This window comes from Tsukamurella sp. TY48, assembly GCF_019656655.1.
GTDB classification, from domain to species: domain Bacteria; phylum Actinomycetota; class Actinomycetes; order Mycobacteriales; family Mycobacteriaceae; genus Tsukamurella; species Tsukamurella strandjordii.
In genome coordinates, this window is the sequence record NZ_BPMV01000001.1 from 1,589,827 (window position 1) to 1,607,923 (window position 18,097).

15 protein-coding genes and 1 pseudogene are annotated in these 18,097 nt (G+C 70.6%); 8 read left to right on the forward strand and 8 right to left on the reverse strand.

Annotation, left to right across the window (positions count from 1 at the left end; genetic code table 11):
* The first annotated feature begins 130 nt into the window (after positions 1–130).
* Both TTY48_RS07745 and TTY48_RS07750 read left to right on the forward strand, forming a co-directional pair.
* The gene (locus tag TTY48_RS07745; RefSeq protein ID WP_220656945.1) at positions 131–1,666 is read left to right on the forward strand and encodes an ABC-F family ATP-binding cassette domain-containing protein; all 1,536 of its coding nucleotides are present in this window, start codon (positions 131–133) and stop codon (positions 1,664–1,666) included.
* A gap of 9 nt (positions 1,667–1,675) precedes the next feature.
* On the forward strand, positions 1,676–2,560 hold the full coding sequence (locus TTY48_RS07750) for a Fic family protein (RefSeq protein ID WP_220656946.1): 885 nt from the start codon (positions 1,676–1,678) through the stop codon (positions 2,558–2,560).
* On the opposite strand, the gene TTY48_RS07755 is transcribed toward TTY48_RS07750, so the two are convergent.
* The 3 genes from TTY48_RS07755 to TTY48_RS07765 are packed head-to-tail and all read right to left on the reverse strand — an operon-like array spanning position 2,557 to position 5,532.
* The gene (locus TTY48_RS07755) at positions 2,557–3,714 is read right to left on the reverse strand and encodes a winged helix-turn-helix domain-containing protein (RefSeq protein WP_220656947.1); all 1,158 of its coding nucleotides are present in this window, start codon (positions 3,712–3,714) and stop codon (positions 2,557–2,559) included. The genes TTY48_RS07750 and TTY48_RS07755 overlap by 4 nt on opposite strands.
* The gene (locus tag TTY48_RS07760; RefSeq protein ID WP_220656948.1) at positions 3,711–4,106 is read right to left on the reverse strand and encodes an NUDIX domain-containing protein; all 396 of its coding nucleotides are present in this window, start codon (positions 4,104–4,106) and stop codon (positions 3,711–3,713) included. Before TTY48_RS07760 ends, TTY48_RS07755 begins: the two co-directional genes overlap by 4 nt.
* 37 nt (positions 4,107–4,143) lie before the next feature.
* Entirely contained in the window at positions 4,144–5,532 is a 1,389-nt protein-coding gene (locus TTY48_RS07765; RefSeq protein ID WP_220656949.1) for an L-serine ammonia-lyase, read from the reverse strand.
* 31 nt (positions 5,533–5,563) lie between these two features.
* Between TTY48_RS07765 and TTY48_RS07770 the strand changes: the two genes are divergently transcribed.
* Entirely contained in the window at positions 5,564–6,595 is a 1,032-nt protein-coding gene (locus TTY48_RS07770) for an adenylate/guanylate cyclase domain-containing protein (RefSeq protein ID WP_220656950.1), read from the forward strand.
* 4 nt (positions 6,596–6,599) lie between these two features.
* Here TTY48_RS07770 and TTY48_RS07775 read toward each other — a convergent pair whose 3' ends face one another.
* Both TTY48_RS07775 and TTY48_RS07780 read right to left on the reverse strand, forming a co-directional pair.
* Positions 6,600–6,917, reverse strand: coding sequence for a helix-turn-helix domain-containing protein (locus tag TTY48_RS07775; RefSeq protein ID WP_220656951.1), 318 nt, complete (start codon positions 6,915–6,917; stop codon positions 6,600–6,602).
* Positions 6,918–6,927: 10 nt separating this feature from the next.
* The gene (locus tag TTY48_RS07780) at positions 6,928–8,295 is read right to left on the reverse strand and encodes an MFS transporter (RefSeq protein WP_308443057.1); all 1,368 of its coding nucleotides are present in this window, start codon (positions 8,293–8,295) and stop codon (positions 6,928–6,930) included.
* Between the two features lie 86 nt (positions 8,296–8,381).
* Between TTY48_RS07780 and TTY48_RS07785 the strand changes: the two genes are divergently transcribed.
* Positions 8,382–9,812 carry an MFS transporter gene (locus tag TTY48_RS07785; protein WP_220656952.1) on the forward strand — a complete coding sequence of 477 codons (1,431 nt, stop codon included), beginning with the start codon at positions 8,382–8,384 and terminating at the stop codon, positions 9,810–9,812.
* Here TTY48_RS07785 and TTY48_RS07790 read toward each other — a convergent pair.
* Positions 9,727–10,632 (reverse strand): LysR substrate-binding domain-containing protein, encoded by a 906-nt coding sequence (locus TTY48_RS07790; RefSeq protein WP_220656953.1) that lies wholly within the window; start codon positions 10,630–10,632, stop codon positions 9,727–9,729. The genes TTY48_RS07785 and TTY48_RS07790 overlap by 86 nt on opposite strands.
* 83 nt (positions 10,633–10,715) lie before the next feature.
* On the opposite strand from TTY48_RS07790, the pseudogene TTY48_RS07795 reads away from it, so the two are divergent.
* Positions 10,716–11,558: pseudogene (locus TTY48_RS07795) on the forward strand (DMT family transporter); the annotation flags it as partial.
* A 24-nt stretch (positions 11,559–11,582) separates the two neighbouring features.
* Here TTY48_RS07795 and TTY48_RS07800 read toward each other — a convergent pair.
* On the reverse strand, positions 11,583–12,362 hold the full coding sequence (locus tag TTY48_RS07800) for an alpha/beta fold hydrolase (protein WP_220656954.1): 780 nt from the start codon (positions 12,360–12,362) through the stop codon (positions 11,583–11,585).
* Positions 12,363–12,414: 52 nt separating this feature from the next.
* Here TTY48_RS07800 and TTY48_RS07805 point away from each other — a divergent pair, with 52 nt between their 5' ends.
* Positions 12,415–14,220, forward strand: a complete 1,806-nt coding sequence (locus TTY48_RS07805) for a GNAT family N-acetyltransferase (protein ID WP_220656955.1) — start codon at positions 12,415–12,417, stop codon at positions 14,218–14,220.
* A 1-nt stretch (position 14,221) separates the two neighbouring features.
* Here the strand turns inward: TTY48_RS07805 and TTY48_RS07810 are convergent, their stop codons facing one another.
* Entirely contained in the window at positions 14,222–15,055 is an 834-nt protein-coding gene (locus TTY48_RS07810) for a Ku protein (protein ID WP_220656956.1), read from the reverse strand.
* A 177-nt stretch (positions 15,056–15,232) separates the two neighbouring features.
* Here TTY48_RS07810 and TTY48_RS07815 point away from each other — a divergent pair, with 177 nt between their 5' ends.
* Together TTY48_RS07815 and TTY48_RS07820 are read left to right on the forward strand one after the other, a co-directional pair.
* A complete protein-coding gene (locus TTY48_RS07815; protein WP_220656957.1) occupies positions 15,233–17,569 on the forward strand; it encodes an ATP-dependent DNA ligase in 2,337 nt (778 codons plus the stop codon).
* 48 nt (positions 17,570–17,617) lie between these two features.
* On the forward strand, positions 17,618–18,097 hold the full coding sequence (locus tag TTY48_RS07820; RefSeq protein ID WP_220656958.1) for a MarR family winged helix-turn-helix transcriptional regulator: 480 nt from the start codon (positions 17,618–17,620) through the stop codon (positions 18,095–18,097).

Sequence of the window (18,097 nt, forward strand, 5' to 3'; positions counted from 1 at the left end):
CTCGGAAAATCACGTGCGAACCCGCAGCAAGCGTGTTTAAACTGCTCGCCATGCTGTCTTGAGACGTCCCTGACCTCGTCGCCCCGCACCTTTCGTGCCGCGCGGCCCCCTCGGACCTCAAGGAGCATTCATGGCTACCCCTCTTGCTGTTTCCGCCCTCTCCCTGCGCTGGCCGGACGGCACTCCCGTCTTCGACGACCTCAGCTTCACCATTCCGGCGGGCCGCGCCTCGCTGGTCGGGGCGAACGGCGCCGGTAAGAGCACGATGCTCCGGATCCTCGCAGGTCAGATAACTCCCAGCTCAGGATCGGTGAGCGGGGCCGGTGTGGTGGGGTACGTCCCGCAGCACCCCCAGGCCCAATCCGGCGACACCCTCGCCGACGCCCTCGGGATCGGCAACGCCGTGGCCGCCCTGCGCCGGATCGAGGACGGGTCCGCCGACCCGTCCGATTTCGACGCCGTCGGGGACGACTGGGACATCGAGGAGCGCGCGATCGCCACCCTCGACGGGCTCGGCCTGCGGCTCGGGGCGCTGGACCGCACCGTCGGGACACTGTCCGGCGGCGAGGCCACACTGCTCGCCATCGCCGGCCAGCTGCTGCGCCGACCCGACACCCTCCTGCTCGACGAGCCCACCAACAACCTCGACAGCCGCGCCCGCGATCTGCTCAACGACGCACTGGACCGGTTCTCCGGAACAGTCGTCGTGGTCAGCCACGATCTCGCGCTGCTGGAGCGGATGGCGACCACCGTCGAGCTGTACCGCGGCGCCGTGCGGGTGTTCGGCGGGCCGTACTCGCACTACCGCGAGGTGCTCGACGCCGAGCAGGCCGCGGCCGAGCAGGCCGTGACCACGGCCTCGGTCGATCTCAAGGCGCAGAAACGCGACCTCGCCGAGGCGCAGACCAAGCTCGCCAAACGGAAGCGGTACGCCGACAAGGCGGAGGCGCAGAAGCGCGTGCCGCCGATCCTGGCGGGGCTGCTCAAACAGAAGGCCGAGGTCTCCGCGGGCAAGCACCGCGTCCTGCACGAGGGCCGGGTGGATTCCGCGCGCGACGCGCTCGACCAGGCACAGGAGGCCGTCCGCGACGATCGGTCCGTCCGGATCGCGATGCCCGAGCCGGGCCCCGGGGTGCACCGCACCCAGCTCGACGATCCGCAACTGCAGGTCACAGGACCCGAGCGGGTGGCGCTCGTGGGCCCGAACGGTGCCGGGAAGACGACGGTGCTGCGCCGAGCGATCGCGGCGGCGCGGGAGGCGAGCACGCCCACCGTGATCGGGTACGTGCCGCAGGACGTGCGCTTCGACGGCGCTGAGGAGGGCACGCTCATCGATGCGGTGCGGGCCGCGCACCCCGACCTGGACGCGCAGCAGGCCTACGCCGCGCTGGCCCGGATGTTGTTCCGCGGGAAGCAATCCGAGCGGATCGTGGGTACCCTCAGCGGAGGTGAGCGACTGCGGCTCGCGCTCGCGATCGCCCTGCTGGGCGATCCGGCACCGTCGCTCCTGGTCCTCGACGAACCGACCAACAACCTCGACATCCCCTCCGTCGAGTTGCTGGTCGAAGCACTCAAGGATTGGGCCGGCGCCCTGGTCGTGGTCTCGCACGACCGCGGCTTCCTCGACCTCCTGGACCTCACGCGCGAGGCCGTCGTGTCGCGATAAGCTGCGGGAATGTCAGCCGCGCGACCGCTCCGGGACTTCGCCGGCCCGCTCCGCGGTCTGCCCGCGGGGCGGGCCGCGTCGTTGCACGGCGCCATCGCGAACAGCATCCTGGAGGGGTGGGCGCCCACGGTCGTGGACGTCGAGCGGCTCGCCGCGATGGCCGACGGTGCGGTGCCGCTGGGGCGGTACGTGGACGAGGCCGTGGAGCGGGCACTGGCGGCCGCCACAGAACTGGGCACACCGGATTGCGTGGACCACCCGGCGGGCTTCCCCGACACCGTGTACCCCGATACCCGGGTGCTGCGGAACCGCTTCGGCATTCGCGACCCGGAGGCCTTGCGACAGCTGGAGTTCGAGGTGGGAACCGCGCAGGAGTTCGGCATCGAGACGGGCCTGACCACGCTTCCCGAGACCTTCGACGGAGGCCATCTGTCGCTGATCCACCGCACCCTGTTCGGCGTGCTGTATCCCTGGGCCGGAGTCTTCCGGAAGTACGATATGGCACTGGGCCACACCACGTTCCACTCGAACTGGATAGGCCGCTACCTCGGCGACGCGGCGAAGATGCTCAACCACCGCCTCCCGCATCAGCCGATCGAGCTACTGGGCGAGAAGCGGGACCGGCAGCACTACGCGCGGCAGGCGGCCGAGGCGTACGCCTACCTCAACTGCGCGCACCCGTTCCGGGAGGGCAACGGGAGATCGTCGAAGACGCTGCTGCAGGTGCTCGCGGCGAAGGCCGGGTACCGGCTCGACTATTCGGCGGTCACCAAGAAGCAGTGGGATACCGCGTCCCGCCGGTCGGCTCCCGACTTCGGCCACTACCGGCCGGATGCGCATCCGCTGTTCGCGGTGTTCACCGCGATCACCGGCCCACTGCACGTGGGGGTTTAGAGCTGGTAGCTCTCCAGCCCCAGCCAGCCAGCCATCCCCGCGACCGTCTGCTCCAACGCGGTCTCCGACGCGGCGTCGCGGCCACCCGGCTCCCAACTCGTGGAGTGCACCAGCAGTTCCGAGGCCTTCCGATCCGCCTTCACATCGCAGCGCGCCACGATCCGATCGCCGAAGACGAAGGGCAGCACGTAGTAACCGTGCACCCGCTTCTCCTTCGGCGTGTAGATCTCGATGCGGTAGAAGAAGTCGAACAGCGCCTCGGCACGCTCGCGCTGCCAGACCACGGGATCGAAGGGCGAGAGCAGAGCGCGGGCGTGAATCGCGCGCGGGCGCTTGGCCTCGGCGTGCAGGTAGACGGTTCCGGGCCACCACGGTGCGTCCACTTCGATGAGTTCCCCCGTGGCCAGCAGCTTCTCGATCGCAGGCATGGCCTGGGCGGTGGACAGCCGGAAGTAGTCGCGCAGGCAGCGCGCGGTACCGATGCCCAGCGCCTGCGCCGACTGCCGGACCAGTTCCAGGTAGGCCTCGTCGTCAGGGATCACGACCTCGGCGAGCTCGCCCAGCACGGCCGACGACGGCGCGTACAGCCGCTCGAACTGGCTGGTGCGGCCGGCGCTGGTGACCTCCCCGGTGTGGAACAGGACCTCGAGGCCCTCCTTCACCGACGACCAGTTCCAGCCCCAGTGGGTCTTCTCCACCACCTGCTCGTGTTCGAGATGCGCCTCCAGCGCGCGGGCGGTGAGCGGTGGCAGCTCGGCGAGGGCGCCGCGCAGCCGGTCCAGTTGGCCGGGATGCCGCTGGTCGTAGCTCGCGAACCGCGCCGCCGCCCGCGCGGAGGTACGACGGTGCCGCAGCAGCGGCCAGGTGGCGGGCGGCACCAGGGAGGCCTCGTGCGCCCACGACTCGACGAGCCGGCGGGGCGCCGCATCCCGCGCGCGATCGAGGAGGCCGGTGTCGTAGGCGCCGAGGCGGGCGAACACCGGCAGGTACTGACTGCGCGCGACCACGTTGACGCTGTCGATCTGGATCAGCCGCAGCCGGTCGATGGTCTTCTGGACCTGCCGCATCGTCGGAGTCGAGGTGCCGGCGAATCCGGGCTCGAAGCCCTGCGCCGCGAGCGCGATGCGGCGGGCCTGCGGCTGGCTGATCCTCATGCGCTGGTCAGCCGCGGGAACAGGTACTGCTGCAGCATGGGCGCGATGGTCACCCCGTCGTAGGCCGCCGGGTCCAGCCAGCGCGCCTCGGCGATCTCGGCGGCCGCCTGCGGCTGCACCCGCAGATCGGTGGTGAACACGGTGGACTCGATATCGGTGTCCGCCTCGTTCGCGGCGGGACCGCGCCAGGACACCAGGTGCGTCAGATCGGCGACGGTGAGCCGCACGCCCAGTTCCTCGTCGATCTCGCGGACCGCGCAGTCGATCGGCGACTCCCCCGGTTCCAGCTTGCCGCCGGGCAACATGAAGGCGTCGGTCCCGCGTTTGCGCACCGTGAGCACCCGACCCTCATCATCACGGAAACACACCGCCGCCACCGTCAGCACGTTCATACGGCCAAGCCTAACGACGAGGTCCGACAGGTTCCGCTCAGCACTCCGGCACGTTGACGGCGAGGCCGCCGAGCGAGGTCTCCTTGTACTTGGAGAGCATGTCGGCACCGGTCTGGCGCATGGTCTCGATGGCCTGATCCAGCGAGACCCGATGCGTACCGTCGCCGTGCAGGGCGATGCGCGCGGCGTTCACGGCCTTGACCGAGGCGATGGCGTTGCGCTCGATGCACGGGATCTGCACCAGGCCGCCGATCGGATCGCAGGTGAGGCCCAGGTTGTGCTCGATGCCGATCTCGGCGGCGTTCTCCACCTGCGCCGGCGTGGCGCCCGCGACCTGTGCCAGCGCCGCGGCCGCCATCGAGCACGCTGAGCCCACCTCGCCCTGGCAGCCCACCTCGGCGCCGGAGATGGAGGCGCGCCGCTTGTAGAGCACGGCGATCGCGGCGGCGGTCAGCAGGTAATCGCACACCACGTCTTCGGCGCGTTCGGCCAATCCGGGGCGGAACTTCAAGGCGTAGTACAACACCGAGGGAACGATGCCCGCCGCGCCGTTGGTGGGCGCGGTCACGATCCGGCCGCCGCAGGCGTTCTCCTCGTTCACCGCCATGGCGGCCACGTTGAGCCAGTCCATGGCGTCGGATTCGCCGGTCTCGACCAGCCTGCGGTGCAGGCCCGGGGCGCGCCGCTTCACATCGAGGCCGCCGGGCAGCGTTCCCTCCGAACGGAAGCCGCGCTCGATGCACGCGCACATCACCGTCCAGATGTGCAGCAGCCCGTCGCGCACATCGCGCTCGGCCTTCTCCGGCGGGCCGCCGCGGAGCACGATCTCGTTATCCATCATCAGTTGCGGGATGGTGCGCCCCGTGCGCCGGGTGAGATCGAGCAGGCTTGCCGCGGTGTCGAAGTCGTGCGGCACCGCGGTGGTCCCGGCCAGCGGGTTCACCGTGTCGGCACCGGACTCCCGTTCCACGAATCCGCCGCCCACCGAGTAGTACACGGCCTCGTGCACGGCACCGTCGGCGAACTCGGCCCGGAAGCGGATCCCGTTGGTGTGCCGCGGCAGCACCGTCAAGGGGTGCAGCACGATCTGCTGCGTACTGAGCGGCACGTCGGCGACCCCGCCGAACCGGGTGATCCCGGTCGCGTCGATCTCCGCGCTGCGAGAGGCGACGTAGTCCGGATCGACCGATTCGGGCCGCTGCCCCTCGAGCCCCAGCAGGACGGCGGCGAAGGTGCCGTGCCCCCGCCCGGTGGCCGCGAGCGAGCCGTACAGATCCACGTGCACCGCCCGCACCGACCGCATCGCCTCGGGACCGGAAGCCGCCACCTCATCGGCGAAGTCGGCGCCTGCCCGCATCGGTCCCACGGTGTGCGAACTCGACGGGCCGATACCCACCGAGAACAGCTCGAACACGCTGATAGTCACCCTTCCAGCCTAGGCCCCATAGAGTGGTCGCATGGGCGACGCAGGCGAACTCGACATCGACGAGCTGCTACTGCCGGGTACGCGCGAGTACACCTTCCGCGAACTGGCGGAGCAGGGCGGCATGGACATCGAAGATCTCCGTGCCTGGTGGACCTCGGCCGGCTTCGCCGATCTGCGGGACGACGATACGAAGGCCTTCACCCGCGACGACGTCGAGATCGTGCGCGATCTCGCGGTGCTGTTCGCCGACGGGGTGGTGGACGCCGAGGCGGTGGTCCCCGGATCGCAGGCACTGGGCCAGGCGATGTACCGGCTCGCGGAATGGCAGGCCCCGATGATCCGGCACTACCTGGAGAACGCGGAGGCCGCCGGCGATCCCGATCCGGCACGCGGCGCGGCGCTGGTGATCGACCGGATGGACAACCTGCAGGCGCACATCTGGCGGCGGCACCTGGCCGCCGCCACGCAGCGGCTCATGACGCCCGCCGCCGATGAGGAGGGCGCGCTCACCGCCACCATGGCGGTGGGTTTCGCGGACATGGTGGGCTACACGCGGCTCAGCCGCGGCCTCGCGGTCTCGGAACTGAGCACGCTGCTGAGCACCTTCGAGACCCGGATGCGCACGGTGATCTACGGCGGCGGCGGATGGATCATCAAGGGCGTCGGCGACGAAGTGATGTTCGCGGCCGACGAGCCCGCCGCGGCCTCACGGATCGCGCTGGAGCTGCAGACCCCGCACGAGTACCCCGAGCTGGACGCGATCGACCTGGAGTTCCCGCAACTACGCGTGGGCATGGCGTACGGCGAGGTGCTGCAGCGGTACGGCGATCTGTTCGGCAGCGTGGTGAATCTCGCCGCGCGGCTCACCAGCGCGGCGCGGCCGGGCACGGTCCTGGTGGACGGTCAGCTCGCGGAGGCGATCAACGAGGTCCCCGATCTCGACACCCGGAGCCTGCGCGCCTACCGGGCGCGCGGCTTCAGCGCGGTGCATCCGCATCTGCTGCGGTGGGCCAAGCAGCCCAAGGAGAGCGAGTCCGGCCAGCCGGACGCGGGCGAGGACTGATCCGTCAGGCTGCGGCGAGGGCGACGGGACGCGGACGGCTCCCGACCAGCTCACGGTGCACGCCGCCGACGAACTCGGTGAGCGAACCGCCCAGCGCATCGCACACGCTGCCGAGCACCTCGGACGAGGCCTCCTTGCGGCCGCGCTCGACCTCGGAGAGGTACTGCGTGGACACGCCGGCCTCGCGGGCCACCTCGGCGAGCGTGCGGCCCTGCCGCGTGCGCTCCTGCCGGAGGACGCGGCCGTAGACCTCGCGCAGCAGCGGGGGACGCTCGGCCTCCATCGGCTCGTGCGTGTCGATGCTCGCAACCCCGCTCGTCATAGGAGAAAGCCTATCCGACGGTGCCGTCGGGTGCGGGAGCGTTCACGGTGGGCGTAACCGGCGCGTCGCCGGGCTCCTCCTCGGGCGCCTCGTCGGGATCCTCGTCCTCGTCCACCAGCGGGTGTTCGAGCTCGTCCTGCGGCATCCGCGCGGCGAGGATCGCGATCACCGCGAGCGGCACCGGAATCAGTCCCGCCAGCACGAAGGTGGCGGTCAGGCCGATCGCCTGGCTCACCGGACCGGCGAGCGCGAAGGACAGCGGCATGAACACCAGCGAGACGAAGAAGTCCAGGCTGGACACCCGCCCCAACAGGCGGCGCGGCACCCGTCGCTGCAGCAGCGTGCCCCAGATCACCACCGGTGCCTCGAACAGCACACCCAGCACGAAGCCCGCGATCACCATGGGCCACACGCTGTCGGCGATGCCGAACACCACCATCGGCAGCGAGGCCAGACCCCACAGCACCATCATCACCGTGAGGTAGCGGCGGGGCATTCTCCGCGCCGCCATGAACAGTGCGCCCGCGACGCCGCCGAAGCCGTAGGCGGCCAGGATCATCGAGTGTTCACCGGCCGCGCCCTGCGCCTGATCCTTGATCGCGAAGGGCAGCAGCACGTCGATCGGCCCCACGGTCACCAGCACCATCAGACTCGCGAAGAGCAGTGTGGCGAGCAGCCACGGCGTGCGGCGCACGTACTGGATGCCCTCCCACAGCTCGCGCAGCGGCGAACCGGGCTCATCCGCACCCTCGGCCGCCTCCGCCTGCGGCACGCGGATGCGCACCACCCAGACAGCGGCGAACAGGCAGATCCCGCCCGCGACGATGAGCGCGGCACCGGGGGAGGCGACGGCGATGATCCAGGCCGCGACCGCCGGTCCGACGGCCATCGCGGCGGCCGGGCGCACCGCGGACTCGTAGCCGTTCACCGCGAGCAGCTCCGAGGGCGGCACCAGCCGCGGCACCAGCGCCGAGTACGCGGGGAAGTAGAAGCCGGACACCAGGCCGAGGGCGAGCGAGCCGACCATGAGCATCGGGACGGTGATCACACCGGTCACCGCGAGCGCACCGACGCCGCCGATCACCACCACCTTGAGCAGTTCCAGCACGAACAGGATGCGCTGCTGCGACACCCGGTCCGCGAGCACGCCGCCGGCCAGGGTGGACACCAGCAGACCCACGGATGCGGCGCCCGAGACCATCGAGACACTGGTCGCCGAGCCGCCCATGTCGATCACCTGCCAGACCACCGAGACCAGCCACATGCCGTCGGTGGTCAGCGCGCACAACAGGGTGATGAACAGCAGGCGGTAGTCGCGGCGCAACAGCGGCCGCAGCATGCGGGGCACACGCTGTCCGGCGCTGATGTCGATATGCACCTTTCCACGATGCCTGCGGTCCGCGCCGGGGACAACTGATTTTCTCGGTTGACCTCAACCAAGGTCGACGTATTAGCGTGCTGCCAATGACCATCGACGCGCGCATCCCGGCACCGCCCGATCAGGGCCGGCTCCGCTGGTTCCTGATCGGCTCGGTCGCGCTGATCTCCTTCTCCGCCTTCGAATCCCTCGCCGTGGGCACGGTGCTGCCCCGGGCCGCGGAGCAGTTCGGGGCCACCGCGGAGTACTCGGTGGCCTTCGGCGCCGCGTTCGCGGCGATGATCGTGGCGATCGCGTGGGTGGGACCGTGGGTCGACCGCAGCGGCGTCCGGCCACCGCTGATCGCGGGCGCGCTGCTGTTCGCGACGGGCCTGGTGGTGGTGGGTTCGGCGCCGGACATGACCGTGCTGGCCGTGGGCCGCGGCGTGCAGGGACTGGGCAGCGGCTTGATCAGTGTGGTGCTGTACGCGATGGTGGGCCGGCTGGTTCCACCGGAGGGACGCCCGCGGGTGTTCGCCGCGTATTCGACCGCCTGGGTGGTGCCGTCGCTGATCGGTCCCGCCATCGCGGGTCTGGCGGCGGACACCGTGGGCTGGCGCTGGGTGTTCCTGGGGCTCGCCGGGCCCTCGCTGCTGGCCCTGGTCGCCACGCTGCGGGCCACCGCCGGTCTCGACGAATCCGACTACCGCAACGACGATCCGCCCAACCGCGGGTTGTTGATCGCGGCCCTCACGGCGGGGGTGGCGACCGCGGTGGCGCAGTTCGCGGCGCCGCGGGGCGGAGCGGTCTTCCTGGCGGTGGCGGCGGCGGGCCTGGTGGTCGCGGTGGTCGCTACGGCACGGATGCTGCCCGCGGGTTCGCTGACGGGCCGTCCCGGTATTCCGCGGCTGATGCTGCTGAGCCTGCTGATGGCCGGGGCCTTCTTCGCCGCCGAGATCTACCTCCCGCTGTACCTGGTGCACATCGACCGGCTCTCGCCCTTCGCCGCGGGGTCGGTGATGACCGGTGCCGCACTGCTGTGGGCGCTGGCCTCCCAGCTCCAGGCACGCATTCCGGCCGACGGTGCGCTGCGCGAACGGCTTCCGCTGATCGGGTCGGGCCTGCTGGTGTTCGCGCTCACCGCGGTGGCGTCGGCCTTCGCGCTGGACGCCCCGTGGCCGGTGATCTTCGCGACCTGGGCGGTGGGCGGCTTCGGCATGGGCCTGACCTATCCCACGCTGTCGATCCTCATGCTCAGTCGCAGTGCCGACGATGAGCAGGGCGCCAATTCCAGTGCACTGAAGCTGTCCGACGCCGTGGGCACCGCACTCGCGATCGCCTGTGCCGGTGCCGTCTTCGCTCAGGTCCTGCCGTGGGGACACACGGGATTCGCGGTCACGTTGTTGGTGCCGCTGGCCTCCGGCCTGGCGACGGTCGCGGTCGCATCGCGGCTCACGGCCGAAATGCCGCGGCGGCGGACTCCCGCAGCAGGTGCATCGCACGGCGCACCACAGGGTTCCGGCACTCCGAATCCTTGACATAGGCCACGATGGTCCGCCGGGGCGCCGGATTGCACACGTCCACGGCCACGGTGCCGGGCGGCAGCTCGGTGGCGCCGAGCCGGGGCAGTACGGTGACGCCGACCCCGCGCGCCACGAACCGGAGCGCCGAGGGATAGTCGGTGGTCTCGACCACGAACCGGGGAGTGAAACCCGCTCCGGCGCAGGCATCGAGCACCGCCTGCCGGCAGGCACCGCGACGCACGTCGTTGTCGATCCAGCGCGCGCCCTCGAGCTCGGCCATATCGATCAGATCGCGGTCGGCGAACTCGTGATCCTCAGGGACCACGGCGACGTACGACTCCACCAGCAGGTCCTCGTGGGAGAAGCCCGCCACCGCGGTGGTCTGGGAGTGCTCCTGCCGCACGGCCACCGCGAGATCGGGCCGGCGGGCGGCGATCTCGGTGACCTCGTCCTCGATGCGCAGCCGCAGGCGGGTGTCGGGGAACTCCTCGGCGAGGGTCTGCACCACGGCCGGCATCCAGTGCGTGCCGGCGGTGGCGAAGACGTTCATGGTGATCCGGTTCGCCTTGCCCGCCCGGAGGTCGTCCACGGTGGCGCCGAGCGCGTTGAGGCGTTCGAGCACCCCGTCGGCCTCGGTGGCCAGGATCCGGCCCGCGGGGGTGAGTTCCACGCCCCGTCCGACCCGTTCCAGCAGTTGCAGGCCGGTCTCCCGCTGGAGGGCGGCCACGTGCTGCGAGACGGCCGACGGCGTGTAGCCGAGGCTCGTGGCCGCGGCGGCGACCGATCCGGTGGCCGCCACGGAGCGGAAGATCATGAGCCGGTGTGCGTCGAGCATGACACTCTCCATTCAGTCCCACTAAATGATAATGCAGAAACATTCGCTTGTGCTAACTTCCTGCCGGTCGCACAGTGGACCACATGAAGAAGCAACTCCCCGCTCTGGCCCTGGTGATCGTGATGCTCGCGTGGGCCTCGGCCTTCGTCGTGATCCGTGGAATCGGATCGCACGTCTCCCCGATCCCGATGGCCGAGGGACGCCTCCTGGTCGGCGCATCGGTGCTCGGCGTCATCTGGGTGCTGCACGCGATGTACACCGGCGAGGTCCGCGCGCCGCGCGGCACCGCCCTCGCCCTCACCGTGGGCTACGGCGCACTGTGGTTCGCCCTGTACACGGTGCTGGTCAATGCGGCGGAACAGCATCTCGACGCGGGTACCACCGCGCTCCTGGTGAACATCGCGCCGATCATCGTCGCGGTTCTGGCCGGGGCCTTTCTGCACGAGGGCTTCCCGCCGCTGCTCGCCGTGGGCATCGTGATCAGCTTCGCCGGTGCGGCGGTCATCGCCTTCTCGGGCGACGGGCGGCGCGACGGCGCCGGGGTCGCGCTGGCCGTCGCGGCCGCGCTGCTCTACGGGATCAGCGTGGTGGCGCAGAAGCTCGTGCTGCGCTCGACCGATCCGCTCACCGCCACCGCACTCGGCGCGATCGTCGGTGCCGCGGTACTCCTGCCGTGGGCACCCGATCTGTTCCGCGAGCTGGCCGCCGCCCCGATCGACGCCACCGTGGGCGTGCTGTACCTGGGCCTGGTGCCCACTGCGCTCGCGTTCCTGCTCTGGGCGTACGCGCTGGCACACACACCGGCCGGCGTCACGGCCTCGTCGTCGTACGCGGTGCCGGCACTGTCGATCGGGTTGAGCTGGGCCTTCCTCGCGGAAACGCCCACCGCGTGGGGCCTGCTCGGCGGCCTGCTCTGCCTGGTCGGAGTGGCCGTCGCCCGGCTGCGACGGTCAGTGACGCCGGGCGACGTCGTCGCGGAGAACAGTGGGCCACAGGGCGACATCGCCGGGAGTGCGGGCCACGGTGAGCGTGGCCTTCGGGAGGAGCTCGGCGAGGGCCTCGGCGGTGGAGACCGGGTGGGCGGGGTCGTCGATCCAGGCCAGCAGCGTCACGGGGATCGTGAGTCCGGCGATCGCCTGGCGTTCCGGTAGATCGCTCAGGGCGGCGCCGCGGAAGACGGACGGGAGCAGCTCCTCCGACACCTCGGGGAGGGTCGGAGGCGCTCCGTTCGACGCGGGCGGTGGCGCGGATTCCTCTGCGGTGGCGAGGAATCCGGCGAGTCCGTGGGCTTCGACCGCCTCGGCGGCGAGCCGGTAGTCGGCGGCTTTGGCCGCCCGCGTCTCCCACGCGGTCGGCGGCACCATCAGGGTGAGCCCGCTGAACCGTTGCGGATCGCGGACGGCGGCGTGCAGCAGCGTCCCGGTGCCCATCGACGGCCCCACGCCGTGCACGCGCTCCCCGGGGAAACGCTCGTCGAGCAGGCGCAGCAGATCGTCGGCGAGGTTCGACCAGCGGTAGTCCTCGGGCACCGTCCGGCCCGTCGACCGGCCGTGACCGCGGGCGTCGTAGCGCAGGAGGCGGGTTCCGCTCAATCCGCGGCCGAGGTCGAGGTCGAGCACCCGGTCGCGGGCCCGGCTCGACGTGAGCCCGTGGAGCTGGACGACGGGATGTCCGCCCTCGTCACTGAGTTCGGTGTCGAGCACGGCACCGGGAACGTCGAATGTGGGCATCTGGCCTTCTCACAGCGCGCAGGTGATTGTGGAGAGGGCTAGGGTACCGCCCATGCGCCTGACCAATGTCGCGCACCTGCGACTGCCGTTCGGCCGGCTGGTGGGGTACGACGTGACCGCCTCGCCGTTCGGCCGCCCCCTGCCCGTGTCCTTCGACCAGGGGCGGCACGTCGCGGGCGGCGACCGGCCGGGCTCCTGGATGGCGCTGTCCTTCCATCTGCCGGCACCGGTTCCCCGCGCGGACCTCGCCGCCGCGTGGCTCGCGGTGATCGCGCGGCACGGCACGCTGCGCACGGCCTTCGTCCCCGGTTCCGACGGTGCGCCGGCGCTGCACGAGATCGAGGTCGGGCCGGGTGCGTGGGTGGAGCATCCCATCGCGCCGGGGCAGGCCGTCAACGATGCGCTCCGCGATGTGCTCGACGGTGCGTGCTCTCCGTATCGGCGTCCGGCGCACCGGCTCTGCGTCTTGGAGACGGCGGACGGTCCGACGGTGGTGATCGCCGCGGACCACTCGCACGTGGACATGTGGTCGATGCTGGTGATCGTGCGCGACTTCCTCGCGGCGCTCGCCGATGTGCGGGCGGGACGGCCGCCGTCCACCGATCCGGTGCCGGCGTTCGTGGAACACACCCGGGCGCTGCAGGATCGGCCCGCCGCCCCGGACGAGGTGCGCCGCCGATGGGCGGAGATCCTCTCGGCCAGCGGCGATGTGATGCCGCGCTTCCCACTGTCGCTGGGGACGCCGGAACCGCATCTGGAGCGCGTCGAGGTGCGTGACGTCTTCGATGTGGACGACAGTGCGGCGTTCGCCGCGCAGGCCCGCGACGACGGAGTCTCGACCCTTGCGGCCACCGTCGCCACGATGACCGCCGTCACGCTGGAGCTGGCGAATGAGCCGCTGCGTGCGGTCTTCCCGGTGCACAGTCGGCACGGTGGGCAGGAGGCCGGAGGCCGACCGGGGACCGTTGCGGATGACACCTGGCACGACTCGGTGGGCTGGTTCATCACCAACTCGGTGATCGAGAGCCGATCGCCGGAGCCGAAGGCGGCCGCGGCGGCGGTACGTGAGGCCGTGCAGCTCGGGTCCTGGCCGCTGGAGGACATTCTCGAGCCCTGGGGCGGGATGCCCGAGGTGCCGGGCATGTTCGCGATCTCGTGGCTGGATCTGCGCAGGCTGCCCGTGCGGGTCGATTCCGCGGGACTCGCTGCGCAGTACGTGGGCGCCAGCATCCGCACCGACGGCGTGATGCTGTGGTTCATCCTCGACCAGGAGGGTCTGCACCTACGGTGCCGCTACCCCGACACCGTCGAGGCGCGGGAGAACGTGGGCGCCTGGCTCGACCTGCTCGTGGGCCGGATGCGGGCGGCCGCACGCGAATCGGTGGGCGGCACGCTGCGCGTGGGCGACCGGACCTACCGGGTGCAGCGGGCCACCCGGGACGATGTCCCCGCCATCGTCGCCCTGCTCTCCGACGACGAGATCGGCCGGACCCGGGAATCGCCCGAGACCGCCGGATACGACGCCGCCTTCGACGTGGTGGCCCGCGATCGTTCGCACTACCTCGCGGTGGTCCGCGACGAGTCCGATCGCGTGGTGGGGACCATGCATCTGACGGTGATCCCCGGTCTGTCGCGTTCGGGGACGACCCGGCTGCAGATCGAGGGCGTGCGGGTGGCGGCCACCGAACGCTCGCGCGGCCTGGGCACCGCGATGATCGAGTGGGCGCATCACCACGGCCGGACGCACCGGGCCACCCTGGCGCAGCTCACCACCGATATGACGCGCGAGCGGGCGCGCGCCTTCTACGGGCGGCTCGGCTACCGCTCCGAGCACGTGGGGCTCAAGCGGGAGCTCTAGATCAGCTGGCCTCGCGCTTGCGCGCCGGCTTCTTCTCGGCGGTCTTCGCGGGCTTGCCGGACTCGCGGCTCTTGACCGATGCGCGCAGCGCGGCCAGCAGGTCGGCCACCTCGTCGTCCTCGTCGCCGGCCTCGTCGGGCGCGTCGGGGAAGGCCGTCTCGCCGGTCGACTTCGCCTCGATCAGCTGCTGCAGCTGCACCTGGTAGTCGTCCTCGTACTGCTCGGGGTCGAAATCGGTGGCCATCGAGTCGATGAGCGAGGCGGCCATCGCGAGCTCCTGCGGCCGGATCTTCACGTCCTCGGTGAGCGAGGGGAACTCGGGGGTGCGGATCTCGTCGGGCCAGAGCAGGGTCTGCAGCACCATCACGTTGCCCACCACCCGCAGCGCGCAGAGCCGGGTGCGATTGCGCAGGGTGAAGGTGCAGATCGCGAGCCGGTCCGTCTCCTGCAGTGCCTGCCGCAGCAGCACGTAGGCCTTCGGCGACTTCGACGAGGGCTCGAGGTAGTAGGGCTTGTCGAACATGATCGGGTCCACGTCCTCGCGCGGCACGAACTCGGTCACGGAGATCTCGCGATGCCGCTCGACGGGCATCGACTTGATGTCCTCCTTGCTGAGGATCACCGTGTCGCCGCTGTCCGCCTCGTACGCGTTGGCGATGTCCGCGAACTCCACCTCGTCGTCGGTGCCCTCGCGGACGCGCTTGTACCGGATGCGGACCCCGTCCTTCGCATCCACCTGGTGCGACTTCGCGTCGTGGCTCTCGATCGCCGAGTACACCTTCACCGGCACGTTCACCAGCCCGAACGACAGCTCACCCGTCCATATCGCGCGCATGTGACCATTGTGACTGGTGTGAGCCGATATGGCGAGAGCCGAATCCCGCACCCACCCCCTCGCACCCACCCCTCCCTGACTTAACAGCGTTAGCCCACACCCCGTCCTGGGGAAACACCTACACCTAACGCTGTTAAGTCGGGGAGCGGCGGGAGGGAAGGCGGCGATAATGGGTGGGTGGCGCAGACACGGGAGAACCGCGAGGTGGACGGCGTCAACGTGCAGCTCACCAACCTGGACAAGGTGCTGTACCCGGCCACGGGCACCACGAAGTCCGAGGTCATCGACTACTACCAGGCGATCGCACCCTTCGCGGTGCCCCATCTGCGCGACCGTCCGCTCACCCGCAAACGCTGGCCCAACGGCGTCGACAAGACGGCCTTCTTCGAGAAGCGGCTGCCGAGCCACGCACCGGCGTGGATCCGCCGCGGCGCCCAGCACCACTCCGACGGCGAATCGCTGTACCCCGTGGTCGAGAACACGGCCGATATGGTGTGGCTCGGGCAGCAGGCCGCGCTGGAACTGCACGTCCCGCAGTGGACGTTCGTGATCGACGGCGAGACCGAGGTGCCCGGCCCGCCGGACCGCCTGGTCCTCGACCTCGACCCGGGCCCCGGCATCACCCTCGACGACTGTGCGGCGCTGGCGCTGCGCATCCGTGACCTGCTCGCCGCGATGGGACTCGACGGGCATCCGGTGACCAGTGGCTCGAAGGGCATGCACATCTACTCGACCTTGCCGGACGGGCTCTCGTCGCCGGGGGCGCGCAAGGTGGCGCACGCCATCGCGTCCCAGCTCGAGACCGAGTCGCCCGACCTGGTGACGGCGTCGATGTCGAAGGATCAGCGCGGGGGCCGGATCTTCGTGGACTGGTCGCAGAACAGCGGCTCCAAGACCACCGTCTCGCCCTACTCCCTGCGCGGCCGGGACCACCCGTGGGTCGCAGCGCCCCGCGACTGGGACGAGCTCACCCGTCCGGGACTGCGGCAGTTGGAGTTCCATGAGGTGCTGCACCGCGCGCGCACCGACGGGGACCTGCTCACGCCCCTGCTCGCGGCACCGTCGCCCCCGCCGCGGCCGGTGAACCTCGACGAGTACCGGGCCAAGCGCGATGCCCACAAGACCCCCGAGCCCTTCGGCGGCGCGGCGAGCGCGGGCGATCCGATTTTCGTGATCCAGGAGCACCACGCGCGTCGGTTGCACTACGACTTCCGCCTGGAGCACGACGGCGTGCTGGCCTCCTGGGCGGTGCCGAAGAACCTCCCGGACGATCCGGCCGTGAATCACCTCGCCGTGCGCACCGAGGACCACCCCATGGACTACGCCGCCTTCGAGGGCAGCATCCCGAAGGGTGAGTACGGCGGCGGCGATGTGACCATCTGGGACCACGGCACCTACGAGTTGGAGAAGTGGCGCAAGGACGAGGTGATCGTGACGCTGCACGGCGAACGCCTGCGCGGACTGCGCTACGCGCTCATCCGCACCGGCGAGAAGAACTGGCTGGCACATCTCACCAAAGACACCTCCGCACCCGTCACGAAAGCCTCAGCGGCGGCGCCGGATCCGATGCTGCCCACCGAATCCCCGATCGACCGGCTCTCGGTCGAGGAATGGGCCTTCGAGGGCAAGTGGGACGGCTACCGGATCATCGCCACGGTGCGCGGTGGCGCGCTGAGCCTGCGCACCCGCTCGGGTCGGGTGGTGACCGGCGAGTTCCCCGAATTCGAGTCGCTGGCCCACGATCTCGACGGTATGGACGTGGTGCTCGACGGTGAGGCGGTGGTGCTCGACCCGAACGGCGTACCGTCGTTCCACCTGATGGCGGGCGGCGACACCCGCGCCGGCGCCGTGCAGCTGTACCTGTTCGACGTCCTCGAACTGAACGGGGTCGATCTCACCCGGCGGCCCTGGACCGTCCGGCGCGAGGTCCTGGAAGGTCTTGCACCACTGCTCGATTCCGATGATGCGATCGCCGTGCCACCGCTGGTGGAGGCGTCGTCGGGCGCCGTCGCGGCCGCGGTGAGCGCCGAACTCGGTTGGGAGGGCATCGTGGCCAAGCGCCGCGACTCCCCCTACCTGCCGGGCCAGCGGGTGCGCGCCTGGCTCAAGCACAAGAACTGGCGCGATCTGCAGGTGGCGATCGGCGGCTGGAAGCCGGGGAAGGGTTCGCGGGCGAACCGGATCGGCTCGGTCCTCGTGGGACTGCCCGCCGAGACCGGACTGGTGTACCTCGGGTCGGTCGGGTCCGGATTCAGCGACCGCGACCTGGACGCCCTGGCCGAACGCCTGGAACCGCTGCGGATGAAGCGGTCCCCGTTCACCGCGCCCATCGACGATCCGGACGCCCGCGACGCCGTGTGGGTGCTGCCGCAGGTGGTGGGCGATGTGCGCTACTCCTCCCTGCGGCGGGGCGGTCACCTGCGCCAACCCAGTTGGCGCGGATTCCGCGAGGATCTGCTGCCCGGCGATCTCCCCGGCGAGTCGGACATCCCGTGGGAGGGCCCCGACGAATAACTTCGTGCACGACTAGTTAGTGCACTACTTATCTGCTACCGTGGGGACATGGCCGATCCCGATACCCCCGCCGCCGACGCCGATCCGCTCGCCCTGGAGCGCCAGGTGTGCTTCGCGCTCGCGGTGGCCAATCGCGCGGTGCTGTCCGTGTACCGGCCGATCCTCGCGCCGATGGGCCTCACGCACCCGCAGTACCTGGTGATGCTCGCCCTGTGGGGCGCGGCACCGATGTCCGTCAAGGAGATCGGCGAAGCGCTGCAACTCGATTCACCCACCCTCAGCCCGTTGCTGAAGCGTCTGGAGACGCAGGGACTGATCACCCGCACGCGATCCGCCCACGACGAACGGCAGATCGACGTCGATCTCACCGACGCGGGCCGGGAGCTCCGCACGCGGGCGCTGGACGTGCCGCCGGCCGTGATCGAGCGGCTCGGCGCCAGCCTGTCCGAGCTCGAGGACCTGCACCGCGTGCTCACCACCGTCAATGCCCGGGCACTGGCCGCGGGCGCCCTGGAAAGAGAGTCCTGA

What these genes read in the sequence shown, in the direction of transcription:
- TTY48_RS07745 (WP_220656945.1), top strand. Translation starts at nt 131, where the DNA reads ATGGCTACCCCTCTTGCTGTTTCCGCCCTCTCCCTGCGCTGGCCGGAC.
- TTY48_RS07750 (WP_220656946.1), top strand. Translation starts at nt 1,676, where the DNA reads ATGTCAGCCGCGCGACCGCTCCGGGACTTCGCCGGCCCGCTCCGCGGT.
- TTY48_RS07755 (WP_220656947.1), bottom strand. Translation starts at nt 3,714, where the DNA reads ATGAGGATCAGCCAGCCGCAGGCCCGCCGCATCGCGCTCGCGGCGCAG.
- TTY48_RS07760 (WP_220656948.1), bottom strand. Translation starts at nt 4,106, where the DNA reads ATGAACGTGCTGACGGTGGCGGCGGTGTGTTTCCGTGATGATGAGGGT.
- TTY48_RS07770 (WP_220656950.1), top strand. Translation starts at nt 5,564, where the DNA reads ATGGGCGACGCAGGCGAACTCGACATCGACGAGCTGCTACTGCCGGGT.
- TTY48_RS07775 (WP_220656951.1), bottom strand. Translation starts at nt 6,917, where the DNA reads ATGACGAGCGGGGTTGCGAGCATCGACACGCACGAGCCGATGGAGGCC.
- TTY48_RS07785 (WP_220656952.1), top strand. Translation starts at nt 8,382, where the DNA reads ATGACCATCGACGCGCGCATCCCGGCACCGCCCGATCAGGGCCGGCTC.
- TTY48_RS07790 (WP_220656953.1), bottom strand. Translation starts at nt 10,632, where the DNA reads ATGCTCGACGCACACCGGCTCATGATCTTCCGCTCCGTGGCGGCCACC.
- TTY48_RS07800 (WP_220656954.1), bottom strand. Translation starts at nt 12,362, where the DNA reads ATGCCCACATTCGACGTTCCCGGTGCCGTGCTCGACACCGAACTCAGT.
- TTY48_RS07805 (WP_220656955.1), top strand. Translation starts at nt 12,415, where the DNA reads ATGCGCCTGACCAATGTCGCGCACCTGCGACTGCCGTTCGGCCGGCTG.
- TTY48_RS07810 (WP_220656956.1), bottom strand. Translation starts at nt 15,055, where the DNA reads ATGCGCGCGATATGGACGGGTGAGCTGTCGTTCGGGCTGGTGAACGTG.
- TTY48_RS07820 (WP_220656958.1), top strand. Translation starts at nt 17,618, where the DNA reads ATGGCCGATCCCGATACCCCCGCCGCCGACGCCGATCCGCTCGCCCTG.